19 protein-coding genes are annotated in these 19,946 nt (G+C 50.0%); 7 read left to right on the top strand and 12 right to left on the bottom strand.

Features of this window, described 5'->3' with window-relative positions; genetic code table 11:
- Nucleotides 1-2: 2 nt before the first annotated feature.
- The 5 genes from L1278_RS02665 to L1278_RS02645 form a co-directional block, all read right to left on the bottom strand.
- Complete coding sequence (locus tag L1278_RS02665; protein ID WP_253400919.1) at nt 3-908, bottom strand: arginase family protein; 906 nt, start codon at nt 906-908, stop codon at nt 3-5.
- 71 nt (nt 909-979) lie between these two features.
- The gene (locus L1278_RS02660; protein WP_253400918.1) at nt 980-1,717 is read right to left on the bottom strand and encodes an EcsC family protein; all 738 of its coding nucleotides are present in this window, start codon (nt 1,715-1,717) and stop codon (nt 980-982) included.
- A 99-nt stretch (nt 1,718-1,816) separates the two neighbouring features.
- Nucleotides 1,817-1,996: a hypothetical protein gene (locus tag L1278_RS02655; RefSeq protein WP_253400917.1), complete on the bottom strand. Its 180-nt coding sequence runs from the start codon at nt 1,994-1,996 to the stop codon at nt 1,817-1,819.
- A gap of 141 nt (nt 1,997-2,137) precedes the next feature.
- A complete protein-coding gene (locus L1278_RS02650; RefSeq protein WP_253400916.1) occupies nt 2,138-2,614 on the bottom strand; it encodes a hypothetical protein in 477 nt (158 codons plus the stop codon).
- A 294-nt stretch (nt 2,615-2,908) separates the two neighbouring features.
- Nucleotides 2,909-4,105, bottom strand: coding sequence for a class I SAM-dependent methyltransferase (locus tag L1278_RS02645; RefSeq protein WP_253400915.1), 1,197 nt, complete (start codon nt 4,103-4,105; stop codon nt 2,909-2,911).
- 134 nt (nt 4,106-4,239) lie between these two features.
- Here L1278_RS02645 and L1278_RS02640 point away from each other — a divergent pair, with 134 nt between their 5' ends.
- Entirely contained in the window at nt 4,240-4,929 is a 690-nt protein-coding gene (locus L1278_RS02640) for a DUF4397 domain-containing protein (protein ID WP_253400914.1), read from the top strand.
- 150 nt (nt 4,930-5,079) lie between these two features.
- On the top strand, nt 5,080-6,387 hold the full coding sequence (gene ahcY / locus L1278_RS02635) for an adenosylhomocysteinase (RefSeq protein ID WP_253400913.1): 1,308 nt from the start codon (nt 5,080-5,082) through the stop codon (nt 6,385-6,387).
- Between the two features lie 55 nt (nt 6,388-6,442).
- On the opposite strand, the gene L1278_RS02630 is transcribed toward ahcY, so the two are convergent.
- The 4 genes from L1278_RS02630 to L1278_RS02615 all read right to left on the bottom strand — a co-directional run bounded on the left by L1278_RS02630 (nt 6,443) and on the right by L1278_RS02615 (nt 12,808).
- Nucleotides 6,443-7,177 (bottom strand): glycosyltransferase family 2 protein, encoded by a 735-nt coding sequence (locus tag L1278_RS02630; RefSeq protein WP_253400912.1) that lies wholly within the window; start codon nt 7,175-7,177, stop codon nt 6,443-6,445.
- Nucleotides 7,178-7,293: 116 nt separating this feature from the next.
- On the bottom strand, nt 7,294-8,034 hold the full coding sequence (locus tag L1278_RS02625; RefSeq protein ID WP_253400911.1) for a LytTR family DNA-binding domain-containing protein: 741 nt from the start codon (nt 8,032-8,034) through the stop codon (nt 7,294-7,296).
- A 30-nt stretch (nt 8,035-8,064) separates the two neighbouring features.
- Nucleotides 8,065-11,037, bottom strand: a complete 2,973-nt coding sequence (locus tag L1278_RS02620) for a two-component regulator propeller domain-containing protein (protein WP_253400910.1) — start codon at nt 11,035-11,037, stop codon at nt 8,065-8,067.
- Nucleotides 11,038-11,269: 232 nt separating this feature from the next.
- Complete coding sequence (locus L1278_RS02615; protein WP_253400909.1) at nt 11,270-12,808, bottom strand: glycosyltransferase; 1,539 nt, start codon at nt 12,806-12,808, stop codon at nt 11,270-11,272.
- A 267-nt stretch (nt 12,809-13,075) separates the two neighbouring features.
- Here L1278_RS02615 and L1278_RS02610 point away from each other — a divergent pair, with 267 nt between their 5' ends.
- Genes L1278_RS02610 through nadD form a run of 4 tightly spaced genes read left to right on the top strand, consistent with a single transcriptional unit; the run spans nt 13,076 to nt 15,136 of the window.
- Entirely contained in the window at nt 13,076-13,669 is a 594-nt protein-coding gene (locus L1278_RS02610) for a sigma-70 family RNA polymerase sigma factor (protein ID WP_007653448.1), read from the top strand.
- Between the two features lie 25 nt (nt 13,670-13,694).
- Nucleotides 13,695-13,976, top strand: coding sequence for a zf-HC2 domain-containing protein (locus tag L1278_RS02605; protein WP_253400908.1), 282 nt, complete (start codon nt 13,695-13,697; stop codon nt 13,974-13,976).
- 6 nt (nt 13,977-13,982) lie between these two features.
- Nucleotides 13,983-14,567 (top strand): guanylate kinase, encoded by a 585-nt coding sequence (gene gmk, locus L1278_RS02600; protein WP_253400907.1) that lies wholly within the window; start codon nt 13,983-13,985, stop codon nt 14,565-14,567.
- On the top strand, nt 14,564-15,136 hold the full coding sequence (gene nadD / locus L1278_RS02595) for a nicotinate (nicotinamide) nucleotide adenylyltransferase (protein ID WP_253400906.1): 573 nt from the start codon (nt 14,564-14,566) through the stop codon (nt 15,134-15,136). The genes gmk and nadD overlap by 4 nt, the downstream gene beginning before the upstream one ends.
- A 74-nt stretch (nt 15,137-15,210) precedes the next feature.
- Here the strand turns inward: nadD and frr are convergent, their stop codons facing one another.
- The 3 genes from frr to L1278_RS02580 all read right to left on the bottom strand — a co-directional run bounded on the left by frr (nt 15,211) and on the right by L1278_RS02580 (nt 17,194).
- Nucleotides 15,211-15,774, bottom strand: a complete 564-nt coding sequence (frr, locus tag L1278_RS02590; RefSeq protein ID WP_253400905.1) for a ribosome recycling factor — start codon at nt 15,772-15,774, stop codon at nt 15,211-15,213.
- Between the two features lie 52 nt (nt 15,775-15,826).
- Nucleotides 15,827-16,612: a UMP kinase gene (gene pyrH, locus L1278_RS02585; RefSeq protein WP_253400904.1), complete on the bottom strand. Its 786-nt coding sequence runs from the start codon at nt 16,610-16,612 to the stop codon at nt 15,827-15,829.
- 84 nt (nt 16,613-16,696) lie between these two features.
- Nucleotides 16,697-17,194 carry a biotin/lipoyl-containing protein gene (locus L1278_RS02580; protein WP_253400903.1) on the bottom strand — a complete coding sequence of 166 codons (498 nt, stop codon included), beginning with the start codon at nt 17,192-17,194 and terminating at the stop codon, nt 16,697-16,699.
- An 87-nt stretch (nt 17,195-17,281) separates the two neighbouring features.
- Here L1278_RS02580 and L1278_RS02575 point away from each other — a divergent pair, with 87 nt between their 5' ends.
- A complete protein-coding gene (locus tag L1278_RS02575) occupies nt 17,282-19,837 on the top strand; it encodes a M1 family aminopeptidase (RefSeq protein WP_253400902.1) in 2,556 nt (851 codons plus the stop codon).
- Nucleotides 19,838-19,946 lie beyond the last annotated feature (109 nt).

The following is a 19,946-nucleotide window of genomic DNA, read 5'->3' as shown; positions in this document are numbered from 1 at the left end:
TTTTACTTTGCTGTACGGGCTTTCTGGAAGGTATCTGTAAAATATTGGACAAACAGCTTCGTATACTTTCCGCTCGGATCCAGTTCAGGGTCCAGAATAGTAATTTCTATTCCGGTGGCTTTCGGACTGGATAAAAGAAGGTATAGGATACGGTCAAACTCCTCGTAGCTTAGCCCACCGGGAGTCCGACTGTCAACGGCTGGCATGATCTCGTCATCCAGGACGTCTACATCCAGGTGAATCCAGAAGCCATCCAGGTTATTGATGTCTACCATGTTCAGAAATGAGCTTACGCACTTGTCTATACCTGTCTGACGAAGTAAATCCAGCGTGAAATAAGTAGCCTGTGAGTCTCGTATTACTTGCTCATATTCGTCATCGTACTCACGGTTGCCTACACACCAAACATATTCTTCCTGTATGTAAGGAGACTGCCCCTGAATGTCAGTAAGTTTCTTGGGACCTCGACCGGCTGCAAGGGCTGCTGCCATACCTCCGGCGCCTCCGGTACCGGATTGTGGTGGTTCAATAAAGTCTGTATGCCCATCCAGGTAAAAAAGCCCATAGGTACCCCTCTGTTTTAGGGCCAGTGCACTTCCAATCAGAATGCTGCAGTCCCCGCCCAGGATCAAAGGAAATTTCTGTTCAGACAATACCTCATTTAAGAGCTTCGCTTCTTCCCGGGCATATTGTGCAAGCGTATCTGCATTCAGCACCGCCGATTCCGGGTCGTGGTGCATGCGGTAGGGAGGAGGGGGAAGTACCCGAGTAGCCTCTGGTGCGATTAACTGATGAAAATGATGCTGGCGCAGCCATTCCGGTAGTTTCCTGACACCCGGCTCGTGCCCCTGCGAAGGCTCTTTCAGCCCAAGGTTAGACGGAAACTCTAGAATCGTAACGCTATTCATCTCTTTGGTTTTGCATAGTATGGCAGGCAGATTTTATCTGAGCCACTTATACAAAGTACGAGGATGGGTGCCTAACGATGTAGCTGCTTTTTCTCTTCCAGCCACCGCATGCGGTAAGCGTTCATGGCAGTTGTGCCTAGTTTGTTGATGAGCCGGTAATTGACCACAGCTCCGATCGGTGCTCCTACAATAGGTATGAGCTGGGCCATTTTAGCCAGGTCGATGTGGTCGCGGTACTCCTGCTGAAACGTACGCCAATCAAATTGGTGGATGTCTTCGGGAAGGTGATGTGCCTGCTGCTGCCAGTGCTCGATCTGTAGGTATACCTCCCTTCGGCGCTCCTGGCTGCTAAAGGCAAGCTGAAAAATGTGGAGCAGGTATACGCGCTCCCGGTAATCATCGGCAGAATAGCCGTAGAGCGCGGCTATCTCAAAAAGCATTTTCAGCTTCAGGCTCAGCAGGAGCGGGAAGTCAGCTATACCTAACAGAAAGCCGCCTGCTCCGGTAATACCTCCTTCTGCAGCAGCTGCTTTTCTATAGAAATTGATGCGTTCCAGCACGATGGATTCGGTGAGCTGCAAAGAAGAGAAGGGATAAGGCTTTCTGGTGGTAAGTTCAGACCCAAAGAGTACGGCCCGCACCATCTGTTTTATGGTGGCCGTGATAGCCTGATGCACCTTCTCCGGAATGTAACTGTTAATCTTGTCCTGCATACGCTTCGCCAGCTTATTTACCAACGAAGGTCTGCCGCGCATTTCATGTTGCCAGTTTCTGAGTTCATGTATAGCGTGCTGTTCGTATGCAGTCATGGATTGGAGGATGTAGCAGGTATAGATACGAAATGGCCAGCCACAACATACAACTGCTGTGGCTGGCCTAATATACAGATTATCATTCTGTTTTTTGTGCTACTGCCCTTGGTTCTTCTGCTCGTTGTCGGTGCGGGCTTGTGGCGTTGGGTTGTTGGAGCCCATTTTCCCCACTGCGTCTTTGTGCAGGTCATTGCCTATATCTTTTTTAGAGCTTGACTTGCCCGTGTTGGACTGCTGGTTTTTCGGCATATTCTTATTTTCTTTCTCGTTTTTCATAGCATTCAAATTTTAGTACGGTTACAACTTGTGTCTTCTATACCTGGTTTACGCAGCCTGGTAGCACTGGTTTAAGCCAACAGAGAAGCCCGCAGCATTTGCCACGGGCTTCTCTGTATTATATGCAGCTAAACTATATTATTAGGAATTATCGTTGCTGGAGCCTGAATTGCTGTTATTCTTGTTGCTCTGGCGTCCTGCTTCTGCATGTCCCTCAGAGTCACCATGCCAGCCTTTACCCTGGTTCTGGCTGCTGCCCTGAGACTGACTGCTGCTCCTGGCCTGTGACTGGTTGCCACTTCTGGCCTGAGTCTGGCCACTCTGTGAGGAGTTGCTGCTCGAAGAGGATGAACTGTCGTTCTTATGGCTTTGTCGACCGGCCTCTGCATGACCTTGTGAATCACCGTGCCAGCCCTGGCCCTGGTTGCTGCTTCTTGCTTGTGAACCCTGATTGCTCTGTCCCGAAGGATTGTTCTGAGAACGTGAAGTGCTCTCAAATTCACCGGATTCGTTTCTTGGTTGGTTCTGGTTACGATTCTGATTCTGACCCTGATTCAGGTTGTCCTCATTACCACGTTTCATATTCTGATTCTGGTTTTCCTCATTATTACGTTTCATAGCTTTCGTGTATTTAAGTTGAACATAGTGCCTCCGTCTCAGACGGGACTCTCATTTTTACGAGTTAAGTTTCTAACGGTTAGCAATTTAAGCGAATCGGAATTGTGACAGGTATAGCAATAAAACCGACTGTAACTAGTATGGGTATATAGCGTTATGCAAGTATAACAGAGGGTGTATGTGGTTGTGAATGAACCTGTTGATGGGCTAAACAAGTAGGGTTGGCCAAAAGTAGGATTGGACTATGCAAAGAGAGGAGAAAACTAAAGCGGTCGAAATTAGTATGAAAAAAAATTAGCTCGAAGGAGGCGTCGCTTTGCGGCAATAGATTACCAAAGGCTTTTGGTGCATATCTGTAGTAAAGAAAAGATAGTCTTCGCCACCTTCTTTTATACCTGTCTTTTTGCGGATATCGGCCACCGACTCCAGAAAATTGCGAACCGTTATGTTGGCCTTGCGCTGCGGCAGCCTGGCCAAAATCTCTTTTTTATTATAGCGCCCTATACCTTGGCAGACAAATGCCCGGCCCGGAAAATCAGGTATAAGGTGATCGGAGGTATAGAGATGACTGTTGGGGTGGAGTTTGTAAAGGCCAAATTGGCCGGCCACACTGCGGTAAGCTCCGGATTTAAGTATAGCAGAGTTGGGCTCGTAGAGATATGCCTTCGGGTCGGCAAAGCTGTCGGTCGTCTGTTCTTCCTGCTCTTTGGTAAAGGTAAGCGACTGTATACTGCCGTCCGGTAGCAGGTTGACCGCCTGGCGCTCGGGGCTGATAGCCGCCTGGGGCTGCAGCAGGTATAGCACTTCCTTGCACTCGTTGTGCAGCGCGATCACCCATACCTGTGCCACGGTGCCTAGTTGTTCCAGCGCCAGTTCAATATCGAGCATAGGAGAGGTCTTGAGCAATACCGCGTTCGCCTTTGCAAACAGCACCGGAAGCAGTTGCAGCACATCCGGTTCACAGTCCTGCAGCAGGTGTACTTTCTCCTGTCTTTCGCCACGCCGTGCCGGATCCAGGTATAGCACATCAGCATGGCCGGTAAAGCTTTGCAGGAAATCTTCAGCGGTAGTATTCACAGCCTCTATATTAGCAGCACCTAGCAATTTAAAATTATAGGCGGCTATCTCCGAAAGCTCGCTGTTCTGCTCCACATGCACCACCTGCTCAAACTGCTTTGCAAAAAAGAAACTGTCCACTCCAAAACCGCCTGTCAGGTCAACGAGCAATTTGCCCTCCACCAGCGAGGCTTTAAAAGCCGCTGCAGGCTCCGAGGAAGTCTGCTCTACCGACACCGCTGTTGGAAACACCACATCCGGATGCGCTACCCAGGTCGGCAGTTTGTCAGTAGCTTTTTGCCGAGCCTGGATCTGTTTGACCAGGTCAGTGACCGGCAGCTGCGGGTAACGGCCTGCCTGCAGCATCAGTTCGGCGGGGTTGCGGTGCTGGTGCTGCTGTATAAAATCTTTCTCTTCCGGAGTATAGTGCTTCATGGTGCGCTGTAAAGGTACAAATTTAATCAGCCCCTTTTTTTTCATAAAAATTGGCCATCCGCAAACAATCCTTATACCTGCTGGTTCTTATCACAGCTAAAAGAAATCTTTAACAAATAATTTATCGGATTACTATGAAGAAATGGATGAAAATCATGCTGCTGGCCGTGCTGCCGGCAATGGTGCTGACAAGCTGCGATGACGACGATGATGACAACGCTATGATCGAAACCTCCAATGTAATGGTGGTGCATGCCTCTCCTGACGCTCCTGGCGTCGACCTGTTGGTGGATAATAGCAAGGTAAACACAGCTGCCCTTACTTTCCCGAACAACACCGGCTACCTCGAAGTGCAGGCAGGCCGACGGAATGTGAAGGTAAATGCTGCAGGTACCAGCACAACCGTGATAGACGCTAACCTGGACCTGGAAAGAAACGAGAGCTACTCCGTGTTCGCAATCAACACGTTAAGCGCCATTGAACCTTTGGTGCTGGAAGACGACCTGGATACCCCTGCCGCCGGCAAAGCGCACGTGCGCTTTGTGCACCTGTCGCCTGACGCGCCTGCCGTGGACGTGGCCGTGACCAACGGACCTGTGCTGTTCGGCAACCGAGCCTTTAAGAGCGCAACCGACTTCACGCCTGTCGATGCCGCCTCTTATAACTTGGAAGTGCGCCTGGCCGGTACTCAAACAGTAGTGCTGACCGTACCAAACGTGCAGCTGGCCGCCGGTCGTATCTATACCATTTTTGCCAGAGGTTTTGTGGCCCCTCCGGCAAGCAACACCAACACCCTTGGCGCCGAGATCATTACGAACCGATAACTGCGAAGAAGACATACCTACAAGAGGCCTGTGCCATTGGCACGGGCCTCTGTATTTAAAACTGTTTGACTTTCAGTCGTATACTTATCTGGTGTTGAAGATGACAGAGAAATTTTATAATTTTGTGCTTCCTTAAGAAAATATTACAACATGATTGATACGCAACTAAAGTACAAGGTAAAAGATATTTCGCTGGCCGAGTGGGGCCGCAAAGAGATCAGACTGGCTGAGGCGGAAATGCCCGGCCTGATGGCGATTCGTCAGGAGTACGGCCCGAGCAAGCCGCTGGCGGGTGCCCGCATTGCCGGCTGTCTGCACATGACCATCCAGACTGCCGTGCTGATCGAAACGCTGGTGGAGCTGGGCGCTGAGGTGACCTGGTCTTCGTGCAACATATTCTCAACGCAGGACCACGCTGCCGCTGCCATTGCCGCTGCCGGTATTTCGGTTTACGCCTGGAAAGGTATGACTGCCGAAGAGTTTGACTGGTGCATTGAGCAAACGCTCTTCTTCGGTGAAGACCGCAAGCCACTCAACATGATCCTGGATGACGGTGGTGACCTGACCAACATGGTGCTGGACAAGTACCCAGAGCTGGCCGATGGCATCAAAGGCCTTTCAGAAGAAACGACTACCGGTGTTCACCGCCTGTATGAGCGCGTGAAGAATGGTACACTGCCAATGCCTGCCATTAACGTGAACGACTCGGTAACCAAGTCGAAGTTTGATAACAAGTATGGTTGCAAGGAGTCTCTGGTAGATGCGATCCGTCGTGCTACCGACGTGATGATGGCTGGTAAAGTAGCGGTTGTAGCTGGCTACGGTGACGTTGGAAAAGGTTCTGCCGCTTCATTGCGTGGTGCCGGTGCCCGCGTGATCGTAACCGAAATCGATCCGATTTGCGCGCTGCAGGCTGCCATGGACGGCTTTGCGGTGAAGCGTATGGTCGATGCCGTGAAAGAAGCTGATATTGTAGTAACAGCCACTGGTAACAAAGACATCATATCTGAGCAGCATTTCCGCAGCCTGAAAGATAAGGCGATCGTTTGTAACATCGGTCACTTCGACAACGAGATCGACATGGCCTGGCTGAACGGTGCTTACGGTCATACCAAAGATACCATCAAGCCGCAGGTAGACCTCTATAACATCGAAGGCAAGGACATCATCGTGCTGGCCGAAGGCCGCCTGGTAAACCTGGGTTGCGCGACTGGTCACCCTTCGTTTGTAATGTCGAACTCTTTCTCTAACCAAACTTTGGCCCAGCTGGAGCTTTGGACAAACGCAGCCGCCTACGAGAACCAGGTATACACCCTGCCAAAGCACCTCGACGAGAAAGTAGCCCGCCTGCACCTAAGCAAGATCGGCGTAGAGCTGGATGAGCTTCGTCCGGACCAGGCCGCTTATATTGGTGTGGAAGTAGAAGGCCCTTACAAGCCAGAGTACTACAGATACTAATTTTAGAATTCAGGTATAAATAAAAAAGCCGGGGCATCAGCTCCGGCTTTTTTTGTTATTGCGATTTGAATCTGCCTAATTTAAAGAACTTGTAGACGGAGGCCTTCACCTGTTTGAACTTGTTGTCAAGTTTGAGGTATTTGTTGGCTCTATCGCGGTAATGGACACGGCGATGCAAACCCAGATGCGTGGTATAGGGCCTGTCCAGAATCACGGCGGTGTAACCCAGGTCACTGAAGAAGTCTGATATCTCCCGCTCAAACTGCCCGAGGCTAAACTGCGTGAAGCCACCCATCAGCTTATAGTCGCTCATGCGCTTCAGGCTTGGATTTAGGATAAAGATCTCCTTCTTCACCTCTCTATACCTGATGCCCTGATACTCCTGCTCTTCTTCCGCGAAAAAATCAGCCGGAAGCTCTTTTGCTATTCTTCCCCAAACAGTGATGAGTTTCGGGAATGCCTCCATCAAAGTAAGCGAGTCCTCTATAAAACCTTCACGCAGGAATACCCAGTCGTCTTCGCAATGGAAGATATACTCTGTGTCTACGTGGCTATAGGCAATCTCGATGCTCCTGCGCTGGCCCAGTTGCTGTGGGTTCACAATCGTTTCAAACTTGTCGTAGCTGAACTTCTGCAGCACCTTCTCCAGGCCTTTACGGTTCCCGCTGTCTTCAATTACCAGTATCTTTTCGACAGGGTAGGTGTTGAACTTAAAAAAAGTCTTCAATGTGGCTTCGAGCAGGTCGAAGCGGTTGCAGCTGGTAAAAACGACGGTGATTCTCTGGGACATAAAAATGCTGTGACGAAGCACAAAGATAGGGGTACGTCTAAAATAATTGCCCTGACCTTTCAATTATTTAAAGGTCAGGGCAATTAGTGGCTTTTACCGGTGTAGTAGCGTTTCTGTCAGATAATGTTAAAGCGCGACATCAGCGATTTCTTATAAGATTTGCCAATCGGGATATCACCTTTAGAGAACACAACCGCGTTTTCTTCCAGAGCCTCCACTTTGTCGAGGTTGGCAATATAAGAACGGTGTACCCGCACGAAATTGCTGGAAGGCAGCTTGTGCTCCATGTCTTTGAGTGTGGAGCTGACAAGGTACTTCTGATCCGCTGTGACGATAAAAGAGTAGTTGTCGTAGGCCTCTACCCACAGTATGTCGCTGTAATGCACTTTGATGATGCGGTGCTTAACCTTTACAAAAATGTAATCGGTTTGCGGTTCCGCTTCCTTTGGCGCCTTGCTTGCGCCATTGTCAACTCCCTTCTGTCCGGAATCGTGCTTGTAAAGGGCCAACTCAATGGCAGAACGCAGGTTCTTTTCGTCGAACGGCTTGGCCAGGAAGCCATCAGGCTCTGTTTTCTTTGCCCTGTCCAGTGTGTCCTTGTCGGCATAGGCGGTCAGGTAAATGAAAGGAATGTCGAATTCCTCCCGAATTTTAGAGCCAATCTCGATACCATCAATGTCCCCTTTCAGGTTCACATCGAGCAGTACCAAGTCTGGTTGCATGGTTCGGATCATGTCAAGTGTGCTTTCACCGGAGTCGATGGCGCACGTCTGGTAGCCCAACTCCTCTAAACAGGCAGCCAGGTCTTCTGCGATTATAATCTCGTCTTCCGAAATAAGAATCTTTGGTTTCGTCATAGCATTAGACTCTTACGTAAAATTATCAACTTACGGTGACAAAACAAAATATAATATTGCTTTTGTACCATTATTATTTAAGTATTCGATGTGCCCCCCCAGCTTTTTGGCTAGAGACGACACCAATTGCAAGCCAAACGACTTTTTGCGGCGCTCCTCGAAGTCGGTTGGCAGGCCGATGCCATCATCGTGCACCGTCAGGGTATAGGCGTCTTGCTGTTCCGACCTCAGGTAAATAGCGACCTGCCCGTACCGGTTGGGGAAAGCGTATTTGATGGAGTTTGAAACAAGTTCATTGACAATCAGCCCCAATGAAAGTGCTGTATCGGCTTCCACCATAATGGCAGGGATATCAAGTTTGATTTTGATATGGCGCTCCCGTATCCCATAAGTAGCGCCCAATCCCTCGCATATCGCTTCTATGTAGGCATTCAGATCGATCGAGGCCAGATCCTCGTGCTGGTATAGGCGCTCATGCAGAATGGCCATCGACCTGACCCGCCCCCGTACAGACTGCATCACTTCAAGGGCCTTGGGGTCCTGCACACGCCGGGTTTGCAGGTTGAGCATGCTCATGATGATCTGCAGATTATTCTTGACGCGATGGTGTATTTCTTTCAGCAGGATTTCCTTCTCCCGGTTTTTTTCCTCGAGTAGTTGGGTTCGATGCTGTACCTTCTGCTCCAGCAATGAATTGAGCTTCACCAGGCTTCTTTCGCGTAACCTGACCACACTGATGGCGGCGCCAGTAGCTACTAGGACCATCAGGACAATAAACCATTCCCGACGCCATACTGGCGGCACGATCGTGAAGGTATAGGTGAGCGGGCTCGGGGTCCAGTAACCGTCGCTGTTGGCGGCCAGCAGCTGAAAGGTATAGCTGCCCGGATCAAGGCTGGCATAGGTGGCGAAAGAATGATCCGTGACGGCAGACCATTGCTCATCGTGCCCCTTAAGGCGGTAGCGGTAACGCACCCGATCGGGAGCAGTGAGCGAGATGCCATGAAAGTCAAACGTCAGGTGGTTTCGGTTGTGCGGCAGTCGCAGGTTGACCGGGAGTCCGGTAGTTGAGTCGATGATGTAGCCCAAACTTGTCCAGTCGGTAGGTTTCTGGAAAAGCATGATGTTGGTAATAAGTGTGTTTGGGTATACCTGGTTGCGGCGATCCATTTCGGGCAGGTACATGGTTAGCCCTTTGGCTGTGGCAAACCATACTGTGCCGTCGGGCGTTTGAGTAATCCCCCTGTTACTCACTTCCAGGCCCCTGAACCCTTCCTGGTTTGCGTAAGACCGGATGCTGAGACGGCCCTGGTTGTGGAGTTGGTCGAGCTGCACTTTCAGCACTCCCCGGCTGGTGCCGACCCACAAGTGGTCTGTGTTATCAACGTAAAGGCTTTTTATACCCTCGTTTGGCAGACCATTGCTTGAGTTGTATACCTTAGGAGACTTCCATTTGTCGTGCCAGGCCATGATGCCGTAGTTGAAGCCGCCAAAATACAGCGTACCTGACTCGTCTTCAGCAATGGTGAATATCTCGCGAAAATCCGCATCTCCCAGACCTTTGGCTGCAGCTAGCTTATTGTTTTCGTAACGGAACACACCTTTCTCGGCACCGATCCAGATCTTGTCGCTGCTGTCACGGTGCAGGGCGTATACCTTGCCTGTGAGGGATAGCGGGTGCAGAGGCTTAATATATTGTTGATTGGGGAGCAGGATGGCTAACCCGGCCGCTGTAGCCAACAGCAAGTCACCATTAGGCATTGGCATGGCCTGGTATACCTCAGCCGATGGAAGCCCCTGCGCAGAGCCATAATGGGCTACTTTACCAGGTCCTAGTCGGTACAGTCCGTTACTAGTGCATACCCATACGTCGTTTTCGTTCGCTACCCACATGCTGTGCAGGGTAGTCCCTTTTGGCCAGATGTCGGTTTGAAGCCAGTTCAGGATACCGCCTTCCATAAAAGCCGCATAGCCGTCATCGGTCCCGAGCCATACCCTGCCTTTGGTGTCCTGCGCCAGGGCCGATATGACGGGCTCCTTTACCTCTCCCATATCGAAGAAGTGGACGAACCAGGGGTTGCGGTACTGCATCAGGCCGTGGCCGGTTGTGCCGATCCAGATATTGCCTTCGCGGTCTGTGGTGATGCAATTGACTCTATCTGTGCGCAAACCACTGTAACGGGTAAGGTGCTGGAACTCCCGGCCGTCGTATTTGAGCACGCCATTGAGATGCAGACTCAGCCACTGGTGGCCGTAGTTGTCAGTAGTGAAGTCTCTTACGTTCGGGCTTTCTATACCTGCCGGGAGATCAAAATTTTCCAGATTATTCATTTTGAAAGTGGCCGCTCCGCTCGCCGTGCCGATCCAAATGGTGCCGTCTGGTGACTGATCTAGTGCATTGACGCTGTTATTGGGCAGGGCGCTATTGGCAATGGTATAGTTGCTTGTCCCTTTTGCGTTTATTCTGTACATACCTTGTGAGTTGCTTCCTGCCCAGAGCTCGTTGGTGGCCGTAATGAGTATATCATTGTATCGGAGAGGCGGCAGGTCATTGTGCCGCACAAAACTGTCTTTAGCCAGGGAGTAAACACCGCTGTCCGTAGCAGCCCAAATAGTGCCCTGATGATCTTCTGCAATGCTGTGAACGCCACCAGTTGGCAGACCGGCTTCCTGTTCAAACACATCAAAGCTGTCTCCATTAAGCACCATCAGTCCCCTGTCAGTAGTGCCGATCCAGATACGTTGCCGGCTGTCAAGCAACAGACAACTTATGCTGTTACTGCTCATACCTTCCCGTTTGGTATAGGTATGGAAAACAGATCCGTCAAAGCGGCTGAGGCCTCCAAGGGTGGCCACCCAGAGCTGCCCTTTGTCATCCTGCAAAATGTCGTTTACCTGCGATTGCGGCAAGCCCTGCTCAAGCGACCAGTTTCGGAAGTTGAACTGCTGCGCCTGTGAGTGGTGCGAAACTACCAGCAAGAGTATAAGAGCAAAAAGGCGCATCAGGATGCCAGAGCTTTAGAGCGAATAATATATGCAGCTAATATATTTTGTAATAAAAAATAGCCTAATATTTATACTACTCTAAAGCTAAAATTTTGTTGCCTGCATCCTATACCTGATGTTATGCCATTGTTCTACCTACCGACCCAGTACTAAAAAAAAGCAGTGCCTATACCTGCCACAGGCTTAGCCGAACAGCAGGTATAGGCATAGAAAAAATGGGATTCGCTTATTAGTTGGTTAGGTGTTTGTCGATACCGTTCGGGCAGAAGGTGCTGTTTTCCTGCATGGCCCTCTCCAGGATAGCATCGTTGGCGGCCAGGCTCTGTCGCGAGTTTTCCTGGTGATGCAGGTGGTAGGCTATACCTCCAAAGGCCAGGTTTTGCCGTTTAGTACCGCTGTTAAGCAACCTGATAGCAAACTCACTGTCTTCACGGCCCCAACCCACGAAATCCTCATTAAAGCCATTTACCCGGATGATGTCCTCCATCCAGAAGCCCATGTTGCAGCTCTTGATAGACGCGATACCCGCTTTGTCTTTGCTGAAAAGATTAGACAGGAAAGGAGAATTCGTGGCATTGAGCCTGTTCTTTATACCTGACGAAAGAGGAGAGATGGGAGCGGGACCACGGTTGATCAGGTCCTGACTCAGATCCGGGCTTAGCAGCACCCGCTTCCCCTGCGTGAAATAGCCTTTTCGGGCTGCCCGGCGGTGGCCCTTCAAAAAATCGGGGTGCAGTACCATGTCACCGTCAATGATTACCACATACTCGCCGGTCGCCATCGCGATGGCCCTGTTGCGGCTCTCAGCCGCTCTGAAGCCCAAGTCTTCCTGCCAACTGTGCAGCAACGGCACTGGCGACTCCTTGGCTAAGCTCTGGACAAGGGCACGTGTGTCGTCGCGCGAGCCGTCATCGGCCACAATAATTTCGCGTGGCAGTTCGCTTTGCTTGAAGGCGCTGCGGAGTACGGTGCCCAAGGCTTCCTTCCAGTTGTATGTGGTGATGATCAAGCTTATGCCGAGGCGCTGGTTCTCTTCGTGCAGTTTCATGTATTTGTAAAAAGTGCCATTGGCGTTTGAGAAGGAGATGGCCATACCTTCATACCCATACAAAAACCCGCGCTGCAGCACATAGTTCCTGAAAAGCGAGAAGGCCCATTTAAGATAGCTTTTGGCAGGGGAGGAGCTTTTGCGGAATCGTTTCTCTTTGGCAAAGAGGGTCGTATACTGGTCCATCTTGGCAATCAGCTGCGAAATGCTGTTGAAAGAAAAGTGGTCCATGGTGCCTCGCAAAGCCTGTACCTGTAAGCCATCCGTTTGAATATACTCGTGCACAGGCAGGTCAGCGAAGCGGGTTGTGTCTTTGTGGTAGAGGCGCAGCACATAATCGTTGTCCCAGCCACAGGCTTTGATATGCTTACGGCCGTAAAAGTTGTGGCGCAGGAAGCTGTATACCTTGCGTGTGTCGCGGAGGTCGAGCTGCAGTATTTCGTCCGCTAGTTCGGGGGAAAGCACCTCGTCGCTGTCGATGGAGAGGACCCAGGGGTGGACGGCGTGATGCGCGGCCAGGTTCTTCATCGGTCCAAAACCGATAAAGGCGTGCTCCACGATGCGCACATTCGGAAAGCGGCCCGCTATAGCCAGTGTTTGGTCCGTAGAGCCATTATCCAGTACAATTATTTCGGCAAAGCGACGCAAGGCATGCAGGCAGTCGGCAAGATACTGCTGGCTGTTTTTGGTCAGAATAGTAACGGATATGGCTTGGCTCATGCTCGGGGATGCGCTGGGTCGTTGGAACTGCAAAAGTAAGTTTTAACACTTAAATCAATTAAAAAAAGCGCAGGAACTACTGAAAGTACGGAAATTCCGTATGTTTCTAATAAAGATAAGGATTAGAGCGGTTGATTGCGCCTTATCCTATACATGCCGAAGCACTTCCATGCAACCCAAACGCGGCTAGAAAGGTATGTAGTTAAAATTTCTATATTTGCGTATAATTACGCGATTACGACTTTATCAATTACAAAATCAAGTCAAATGAGCGAGCAAACAGGTAAACAGTTGAGTAAAGAGGAAAAAGACGCCCGATTCGAGGCGGAGCTACTGCCTGTGCTGGATCCTCTGTACAATTTTGCCTACAGGCTCACCCTCGATGAAGATGATGCGAATGACCTGGTGCAGGAGACATACCTGAAGGCTTATCGCTTTTTCGACTACTTTGAGCAAGGAACTAATGCAAAAGCCTGGCTGTTCCGAATCCTGAAGAACTCTTTCATCAACGAGTTCCGGAAAAAGAGCAAACAGCCTGCCAAGGTAGACTACAGTGAGGTCGAGGGCTACTACAATTCGGACGACGTAGAGGGCGAGGGCGGCGTAGCCTCCACCACCGATATGCGCACCGAAAGTGTACAGGACCTGATTGGCGACGAAGTGGCCAGCGCCTTAAATGCATTGCCGGTCGACTTCAGGACCGTGATCATTCTTTGCGATCTTGAAGGCTTCACCTACGAGGAAATGGCTAAAATTCTGGATATACCGATTGGTACTGTGCGATCCAGGTTGCACCGTGCCCGTAACTCTTTGAAAGAGAAGTTGGAAAAGTATGCGAAGAGCATGGGATATAACAGTTAGAATAACCTAAAGACTTTGAGTTAAGATGGAATCAAGATTTACAGAAACGCACCAGAAACTTTCCGATGACGGGCATGAGTCGGAATGCGACAAGATTGTCAAGTTATTGGACCTGATGATTGATGGAGAGGCCTCCACAGAAGAACAGTCCTATTTTAATACCCATATCGAAGAGTGCGTTCCCTGCTTCGAAAGCCATCAAAAGCAAAAACTCCTAAAAGGGCTTGTATGTGGTCATCTTAAGCGCGTAATTGTGCCGGAAAGCTTAGCTTTGTCCATTAAAGCAAGGATTCAAGAAACTGTATAACCCCTGATGCAAGGAAAGATCATCATTTTTTCGGCTCCCTCCGGCGCCGGCAAAACTACTATTGTAAAGCACCTCCTACAGGTAAACCCATCGCTTGCCTTCTCTATTTCGGCCTGCACACGCGACAAGCGCGGCCGCACCGAGGAAAACGGAAAAGACTACTACTTCATAACACCGGAAGAATTCAAGCAGAAGATCGCCAACGACGAATTTGTGGAGTGGGAGGAAGTATACGAAGGCGCCTTCTACGGCACTTTGAAATCTGAAATAGAGCGCATCTGGGAAAGTGGCAAACACGTGATACTGGACGTGGATGTAAAAGGAGGGCTCAGCATAAAGCATTTTTACAAAGAGAGAGCATTGGCGGTGTTCGTAAAGCCGCCATCCATTGAGGAACTGGCCAAGCGCCTGCAGGCCCGCAACACCGACTCGGCGTCCAGCATTTCAAGCCGCGTATTCAAAGCAGAGTTTGAGATGAAGTTTGAAGACCAGTTTGATAAGGTGATCGTGAACGATAACCTGGAACAGGCGTGTGGCAAAGCCGAGAAACTGGTGAACGAATTCCTGAACGCTGAACCGGCGATCGTATGAAAGTAGGGTTGCTGTTCGGCTCCTTCAATCCCATCCATATCGGGCACCTGATACTGGCCAATTACATGGCCACCAATACGGACCTGGATGCTGTTTGGCTGGTGGTGTCGCCGCAGAATCCTTTTAAGCCAAGCAATACACTGCTGCATGAGTTCGACCGGTTGCACATGGTGTCGCTGGCTGTGGCCGATAACCCGGATCTTGGAGTATCGAACATCGAGTTCAACATGCCCAAGCCGAGCTACACCATCGACACGCTCACCTACCTGCAGGAGAAATACTCGAGCTACGAGTTTGTGCTGATCATGGGGGAGGACAACCTGCCGCTCTTTCCGAAGTGGAAGAACTCAGAGAAGATATTGGAATACCACCGGGTATACGTATACCCGCGGTCCGGCTCCACGACCACCGAGTTGCCTGCTATGCCGAACGTGACCTTTGTCAAAGCTCCTGTGCTGGATATCTCGGCTACTTTCATCAGGCAGTGTATCAAAGAGGAGAAGTCAATTAAATATATGGTGCCCGACGAAGTGGCAGACTATATTAAGGTACACAAGCTATACCTATAAGCTATACCTTAAAAAAGGAGAAGCCCGCTGAGCAATCAGCGGGCTTCTCCTTTTTTAAGGTATAGCTCTGCAGCTTACACGGTCATGATCTCAGCTTCTTTCTTGGTCAGAAGCTCGTCGATCTTCACGATGTAGCTATCAGTCATCTTCTGCACTTTGGCCTCCGCGTCACGAACAGCATCCTCAGAAGTTCCTTCTTTCTGCAGCTTGCGTAGCGAGTCGTTCACGTCTTTACGGATGTTGCGGATAGCGATCTTGCCACCTTCAGTCTCATTTTTGGCCTGCTTTACCAGGTCACGGCGACGCTCTTCCGTAAGCGGAGGTATGTTCAAACGAACGCCGTCAGCCTCTACAAGAGGATTCAGGTTCAGGTCACTGTTCTTGATGGCCTTGCCTACTTCTGCCACCATCTGCTTTTCCCATGGCTTGATCATCAGGGTACGAGCGTCTGGCACCGTGATGTTAGCTACCTGGGAGATAGGCGTTGGAGTGCCGTAGTAATCTACGCGCAGGTCCTCTACCATAGCAGGGGATGCTTTGCCGGCTCTGATTTTGAGCAGCTCCGAGTTGGTGTGCTGTAATGCTTTCTGCATAGACTCCTCGGCTTCGCTGAGGTAAAACTGAATTTCTTCCGTCATATCAATTTTAGCTTAATAAGGTTCTTCGTGTTATCTTATGTACTAGGTTTTACTAATTTCTGTCAGTCGGCCTGGCGCTCTCCGTAGCCTGGATTTTGTCTGCGGTTGCCTCTACCGATTCAACCAGATCTTCCATGGTCACAAGCGTGCCTATTTTCTCGCCCTGTACCAGTCGCTTCAGGTTGCCTGCTGTGTTCATGTCAAACACGATGATAGGCAGATCGTTTTCCTTGCAAAGTGTAAAGGCGGTCATGTCCATTACGTTCAGGCCTTTCTCAAACACATCTTTAAAGGAAATGCTCGAATAGAAGATCGCGTTCGGGTCTTTCTCCGGATCGGCTGAGTAAATGCCATCCACGCGGGTTCCTTTGAGCACGACATCCGCCTCAATCTCAATTGCACGAAGGCTGGCTGCGGAATCGGTGGTGAAGTATGGGTTGCCAGTGCCGGCTCCGAAGATCACGACACGCCCTTTTTCAAGGTGACGTACGGCACGACGGCGGATGTAGGGTTCGCATACCTGCTGAATGTTTAGGCCAGACAGCAAACGGGTATAGACACCCAGTTTTTCGAGGGCGCTCTGCAAAGCCATGCTGTTGATGACAGTAGCAAGCATACCCATGTAGTCGCCCTGTACGCGGTCTAGTCCTACTTGCTCAGCCTGAACACCTCTAAAGATGTTACCTCCACCGATCACAACTGCTACCTCTACGCCAAGTGCGGCTACTTCCTTAATCTCCTGCGAGTACTGCATCAGCCTGTCTGAGTCAATGCCGTACTGCTGTTCTCCCATCAGCGCTTCGCCGCTTAACTTCAGCAATATTCTTTTATACTTCACGGTCGTTTTATAGTAATGTTAACGTTTATGGTGCTCATGTTGCGGCAAGGCAGTACGTGCTGCCCATCCGGCAACACAAAAAAATTAAAATAGAATCAATATCTGGTTTTTCTCCACGTTCTGCTTCACGGCTACCTTTATCTCCCTCACCACGCCGTCTCCAGGCGACTTAAGAATATTTTCCATCTTCATGGCTTCCAGGATCATGATCGGATCTCCTTTTTTAACTTCCTGTCCGGGCTGCACTTTTATTTCAAGTATCAGGCCTGGCATCGGCGCCTTCACATCGTTCACTTTCTGTGCATTGGTATTGCTCATACCCAGCTTGTCGAGCAGCAGGTCGAAGCGGTCTTTTGCGCTCACGGTCTGTTTAACGCCGTTTATCTTAAAAGTGAATGTTTTGGCCTGATAATCAGCTTCTACCAGCTCTGCGGTATACGACTTATCGTCTTTTATGATGTGGTATTTGTTAGGGCCAAGAGGGGAAATGTCCCAGTTGAAAGGTGATCCATTAAGGAGAATAGCGTCTTTTTGAATATCAACCTGCCATGTCTTGTCGTTAGCGGTTTTTATCTGGAGCATCTTTATAAATCAGGTTTTGGAAGCTTAAAGATAATTGATTTATCAGAGTATTTTTAGAAATTGAGCTCAAAATTAAAACATTCCATCATGAATCATAGGTTTCTGAGCATAGTTGGCCTTGCCGCCGCTATGGCTTTTACAGGCGGTTGCAGTGTGAATAAACAAACCAAGGCGACTGCTGTGGTTGAGCCAGTAGCAGGCAAACCGGCCTTGGAGGTGGCCGAGCCTCCTGTATGGGCGCCCAAAAACCATGCCTTCAACCCATCCAAGGCCAGGGTACACGACCTGCTGCACACCAAGCTGCGTGTCAGCTTTGACTGGGACAAGCAGTACCTGCACGGCCTTGCGGAGCTTACCCTCAAGCCTTATTTCTATCCGCAGCGCCAGCTCGTGCTCGACGCCAAAGGCTTCGATATTCACAGCGTGAATTTGATGCAGGATGATGCTGAGGCGAAAGAACTCCAGTATACATATGATGGCAAGAAGCTGACGATAGACCTGGGCAAGGCCTATACCCGGTACGACAAGTATACCCTGGAGATAGATTATACAGCCAAACCGAACGAACTGGCAGTTGGCGGCAGCGATGCCATCACCCAGGACAAAGGTCTGTACTTCATCAATCCCAAAGGAGAGGAAGCAAACAAGCCACGCCAGATCTGGACACAGGGTGAGACAGAAGCCAATTCCGCCTGGTTCCCAACCATTGACTCGCCCAACGAGCGCATGACACAGGAGATTTACATCACGGTAGATCAGAAATATACCACGCTCTCCAACGGCACCTTCATCTACTCACGCAAAAACGCGAATGGTACCAAGACCGATTACTGGAAAATGGAGCAGCCACATGCGCCATACCTGGCCATGATGGCGATAGGGGAGTATGCCGTGGTGAAAGACAAATGGCGCGACCTGGAAGTTGATTATTATGTGGAGCCAGCCTATGAGAAAACTGCCAAAAAAATATTTGGCAACACTCCCGAAATGATGGAGTTCTTTTCAAAGAAGTTAGGTGTGAATTACCCCTGGTCGAAGTATTCTCAGGTGGTCGTTCGCGACTTTGTGTCGGGTGCCATGGAAAACACGACAGCCTCTACTTTTATGGAGGACCTGCAGCTGAACGAACGGGAACTGCTGGACAAGAATTGGGATGGAATTATTGCGCATGAGTTGTTCCACCATTGGTTTGGCAACTATGTCACCACCGAGTCATGGGCCAACCTGCCGCTTAACGAGGCCTTTGCCAACTACTCTGAATACCTATGGACGGAGCACAAGTATGGTGCTGATGAGGCTGCCTTCCATCACCTGGAGGAGTTGGGTCAGTATCTCGATGAGTCCGAAACAAAACGAGAGCCGCTGATCCGCTACCGCTACGCTGACCGCGAAGACATGTTCGACAGCCACTCTTACGCCAAAGGGGGACGCGTGCTGCACATGCTGCGCAAATACGTTGGCGATGAAGCTTTCTTCGCCTCGCTTAACCGTTACCTTACGAAAAATAAACTCTCGGATGTAGAAGTGGCCGAATTGCGTATGGCCTTTGAAGATACTACCGGGGAAGACCTGATGTGGTTCTTTGACCAGTGGTTTATGCGTGCCGGCCATCCGGAACTGAAAGTAAACCATACCTATCAGAATGGTGCGCTTAAGCTACAGGTATGGCAGCAGCAGGACACCCTCTACCAGCCGGTATACAGATTGCCTCTGAAAGTAGCCATATGGGAAAACGGGAAAAAAACCGAGCATGGTATCGAAATTACGAAAGCCAATCAGGTTTTCACATTACCAGCAAGTACTGAGCCCCAGCTCGTACTGTTCGACAGCGAGCAGCAGCTACTCGGCACAGTGGAGCATGCAAAGACAACCGAAGAGCTGGTTTTCCAATTCAAAAATGCAAAGGCCCTGGCTCCGCGATTGGGAGCGTTAGAGGAGCTCGGGCAGGAGCTGAACCAGCAGGAAATGGCGACGTTGCTGCAAGGCGCTTTGAAGGACAACTTCTGGGCAATTCGAAATCTAGCCTTGGACGTGGCAGGTCGATTGCCGGCTAAGCACACCGAATCCTTGGAGCCGATCGTGCAGCGAATGGCAGAAAGCGATAAGAAAGGAGAAGTGAGAGCGGGTGCTATCATGCTGCTGTCAGAGTGGGGTGAAGATGAATACACTGACCTATATAAGGCAGCGATGCGGGACAGCTCCTACAAAGTAGCGGCGGCAGGTATACTGAGTTATGCCATGACGGAGGCACCGGATATCAACCAGCGCTTAGCGACTTTTGAAAAAGAGACAAACGAGGAGATTGTGCTGGCACTGGCATCCTACTACGCCGTGAAAGGAGGTCCGGGAAAATACGAATGGTTCATGAAGCAGTTGAAAAATGCCAAAGGGTCGGGGCTGTACTATCTGCTGCAAAGCTATGGAGCGTTCATGGCAGTGAACCCTGAAACCTATAAACCTGAAGCGATCAACATGCTGTCAGAAATGGCACAGAATCATTCAATGTATTTTGTGCGCATGGCTGCCTTTCAGACACTTATGGTGCACTCAGAGCGTCCCGAGATAGTGGAATTGCTTAAGGAAATAAGAGCGAACGAGCAGGATAAAAGGCTATTGGAACTGTATAATCAGGTTTCATTGTAATGCACCGATAAAAAAAAGTGAATTATTTTACAGAGAATATTTGACTGGAAAGAAAAAGCGCTTAATTTTGCATCTCCTTAGAACAAGCAGCTGGCTGAAAAGCAGTTTT

This window comes from Pontibacter sp. HSC-36F09, assembly GCF_024171605.1.
Lineage (GTDB): Bacteria > Bacteroidota > Bacteroidia > Cytophagales > Hymenobacteraceae > Pontibacter.
Note: the sequence above shows the minus strand (reverse complement) of the source record. Positions and strands in the feature narration are given on the sequence as shown.

Bases quoted from the DNA above. Each gene is read 5' to 3' on its own strand.
- L1278_RS02665 (WP_253400919.1), bottom strand. From the start codon at position 908: ATGAATAGCGTTACGATTCTAGAGTTTCCGTCTAACCTTGGGCTGAAA.
- L1278_RS02660 (WP_253400918.1), bottom strand. From the start codon at position 1,717: ATGACTGCATACGAACAGCACGCTATACATGAACTCAGAAACTGGCAA.
- L1278_RS02655 (WP_253400917.1), bottom strand. From the start codon at position 1,996: ATGAAAAACGAGAAAGAAAATAAGAATATGCCGAAAAACCAGCAGTCC.
- L1278_RS02650 (WP_253400916.1), bottom strand. From the start codon at position 2,614: ATGAAACGTAATAATGAGGAAAACCAGAATCAGAATATGAAACGTGGT.
- L1278_RS02645 (WP_253400915.1), bottom strand. From the start codon at position 4,105: ATGAAGCACTATACTCCGGAAGAGAAAGATTTTATACAGCAGCACCAG.
- L1278_RS02640 (WP_253400914.1), top strand. From the start codon at position 4,240: ATGAAGAAATGGATGAAAATCATGCTGCTGGCCGTGCTGCCGGCAATG.
- ahcY (WP_253400913.1), top strand. From the start codon at position 5,080: ATGATTGATACGCAACTAAAGTACAAGGTAAAAGATATTTCGCTGGCC.
- L1278_RS02630 (WP_253400912.1), bottom strand. From the start codon at position 7,177: ATGTCCCAGAGAATCACCGTCGTTTTTACCAGCTGCAACCGCTTCGAC.
- L1278_RS02625 (WP_253400911.1), bottom strand. From the start codon at position 8,034: ATGACGAAACCAAAGATTCTTATTTCGGAAGACGAGATTATAATCGCA.
- L1278_RS02620 (WP_253400910.1), bottom strand. From the start codon at position 11,037: ATGCGCCTTTTTGCTCTTATACTCTTGCTGGTAGTTTCGCACCACTCA.
- L1278_RS02615 (WP_253400909.1), bottom strand. From the start codon at position 12,808: ATGAGCCAAGCCATATCCGTTACTATTCTGACCAAAAACAGCCAGCAG.
- L1278_RS02610 (WP_007653448.1), top strand. From the start codon at position 13,076: ATGAGCGAGCAAACAGGTAAACAGTTGAGTAAAGAGGAAAAAGACGCC.
- L1278_RS02605 (WP_253400908.1), top strand. From the start codon at position 13,695: ATGGAATCAAGATTTACAGAAACGCACCAGAAACTTTCCGATGACGGG.
- gmk (WP_253400907.1), top strand. From the start codon at position 13,983: ATGCAAGGAAAGATCATCATTTTTTCGGCTCCCTCCGGCGCCGGCAAA.
- nadD (WP_253400906.1), top strand. From the start codon at position 14,564: ATGAAAGTAGGGTTGCTGTTCGGCTCCTTCAATCCCATCCATATCGGG.
- frr (WP_253400905.1), bottom strand. From the start codon at position 15,774: ATGACGGAAGAAATTCAGTTTTACCTCAGCGAAGCCGAGGAGTCTATG.
- L1278_RS02580 (WP_253400903.1), bottom strand. From the start codon at position 17,194: ATGCTCCAGATAAAAACCGCTAACGACAAGACATGGCAGGTTGATATT.
- L1278_RS02575 (WP_253400902.1), top strand. From the start codon at position 17,282: ATGAATCATAGGTTTCTGAGCATAGTTGGCCTTGCCGCCGCTATGGCT.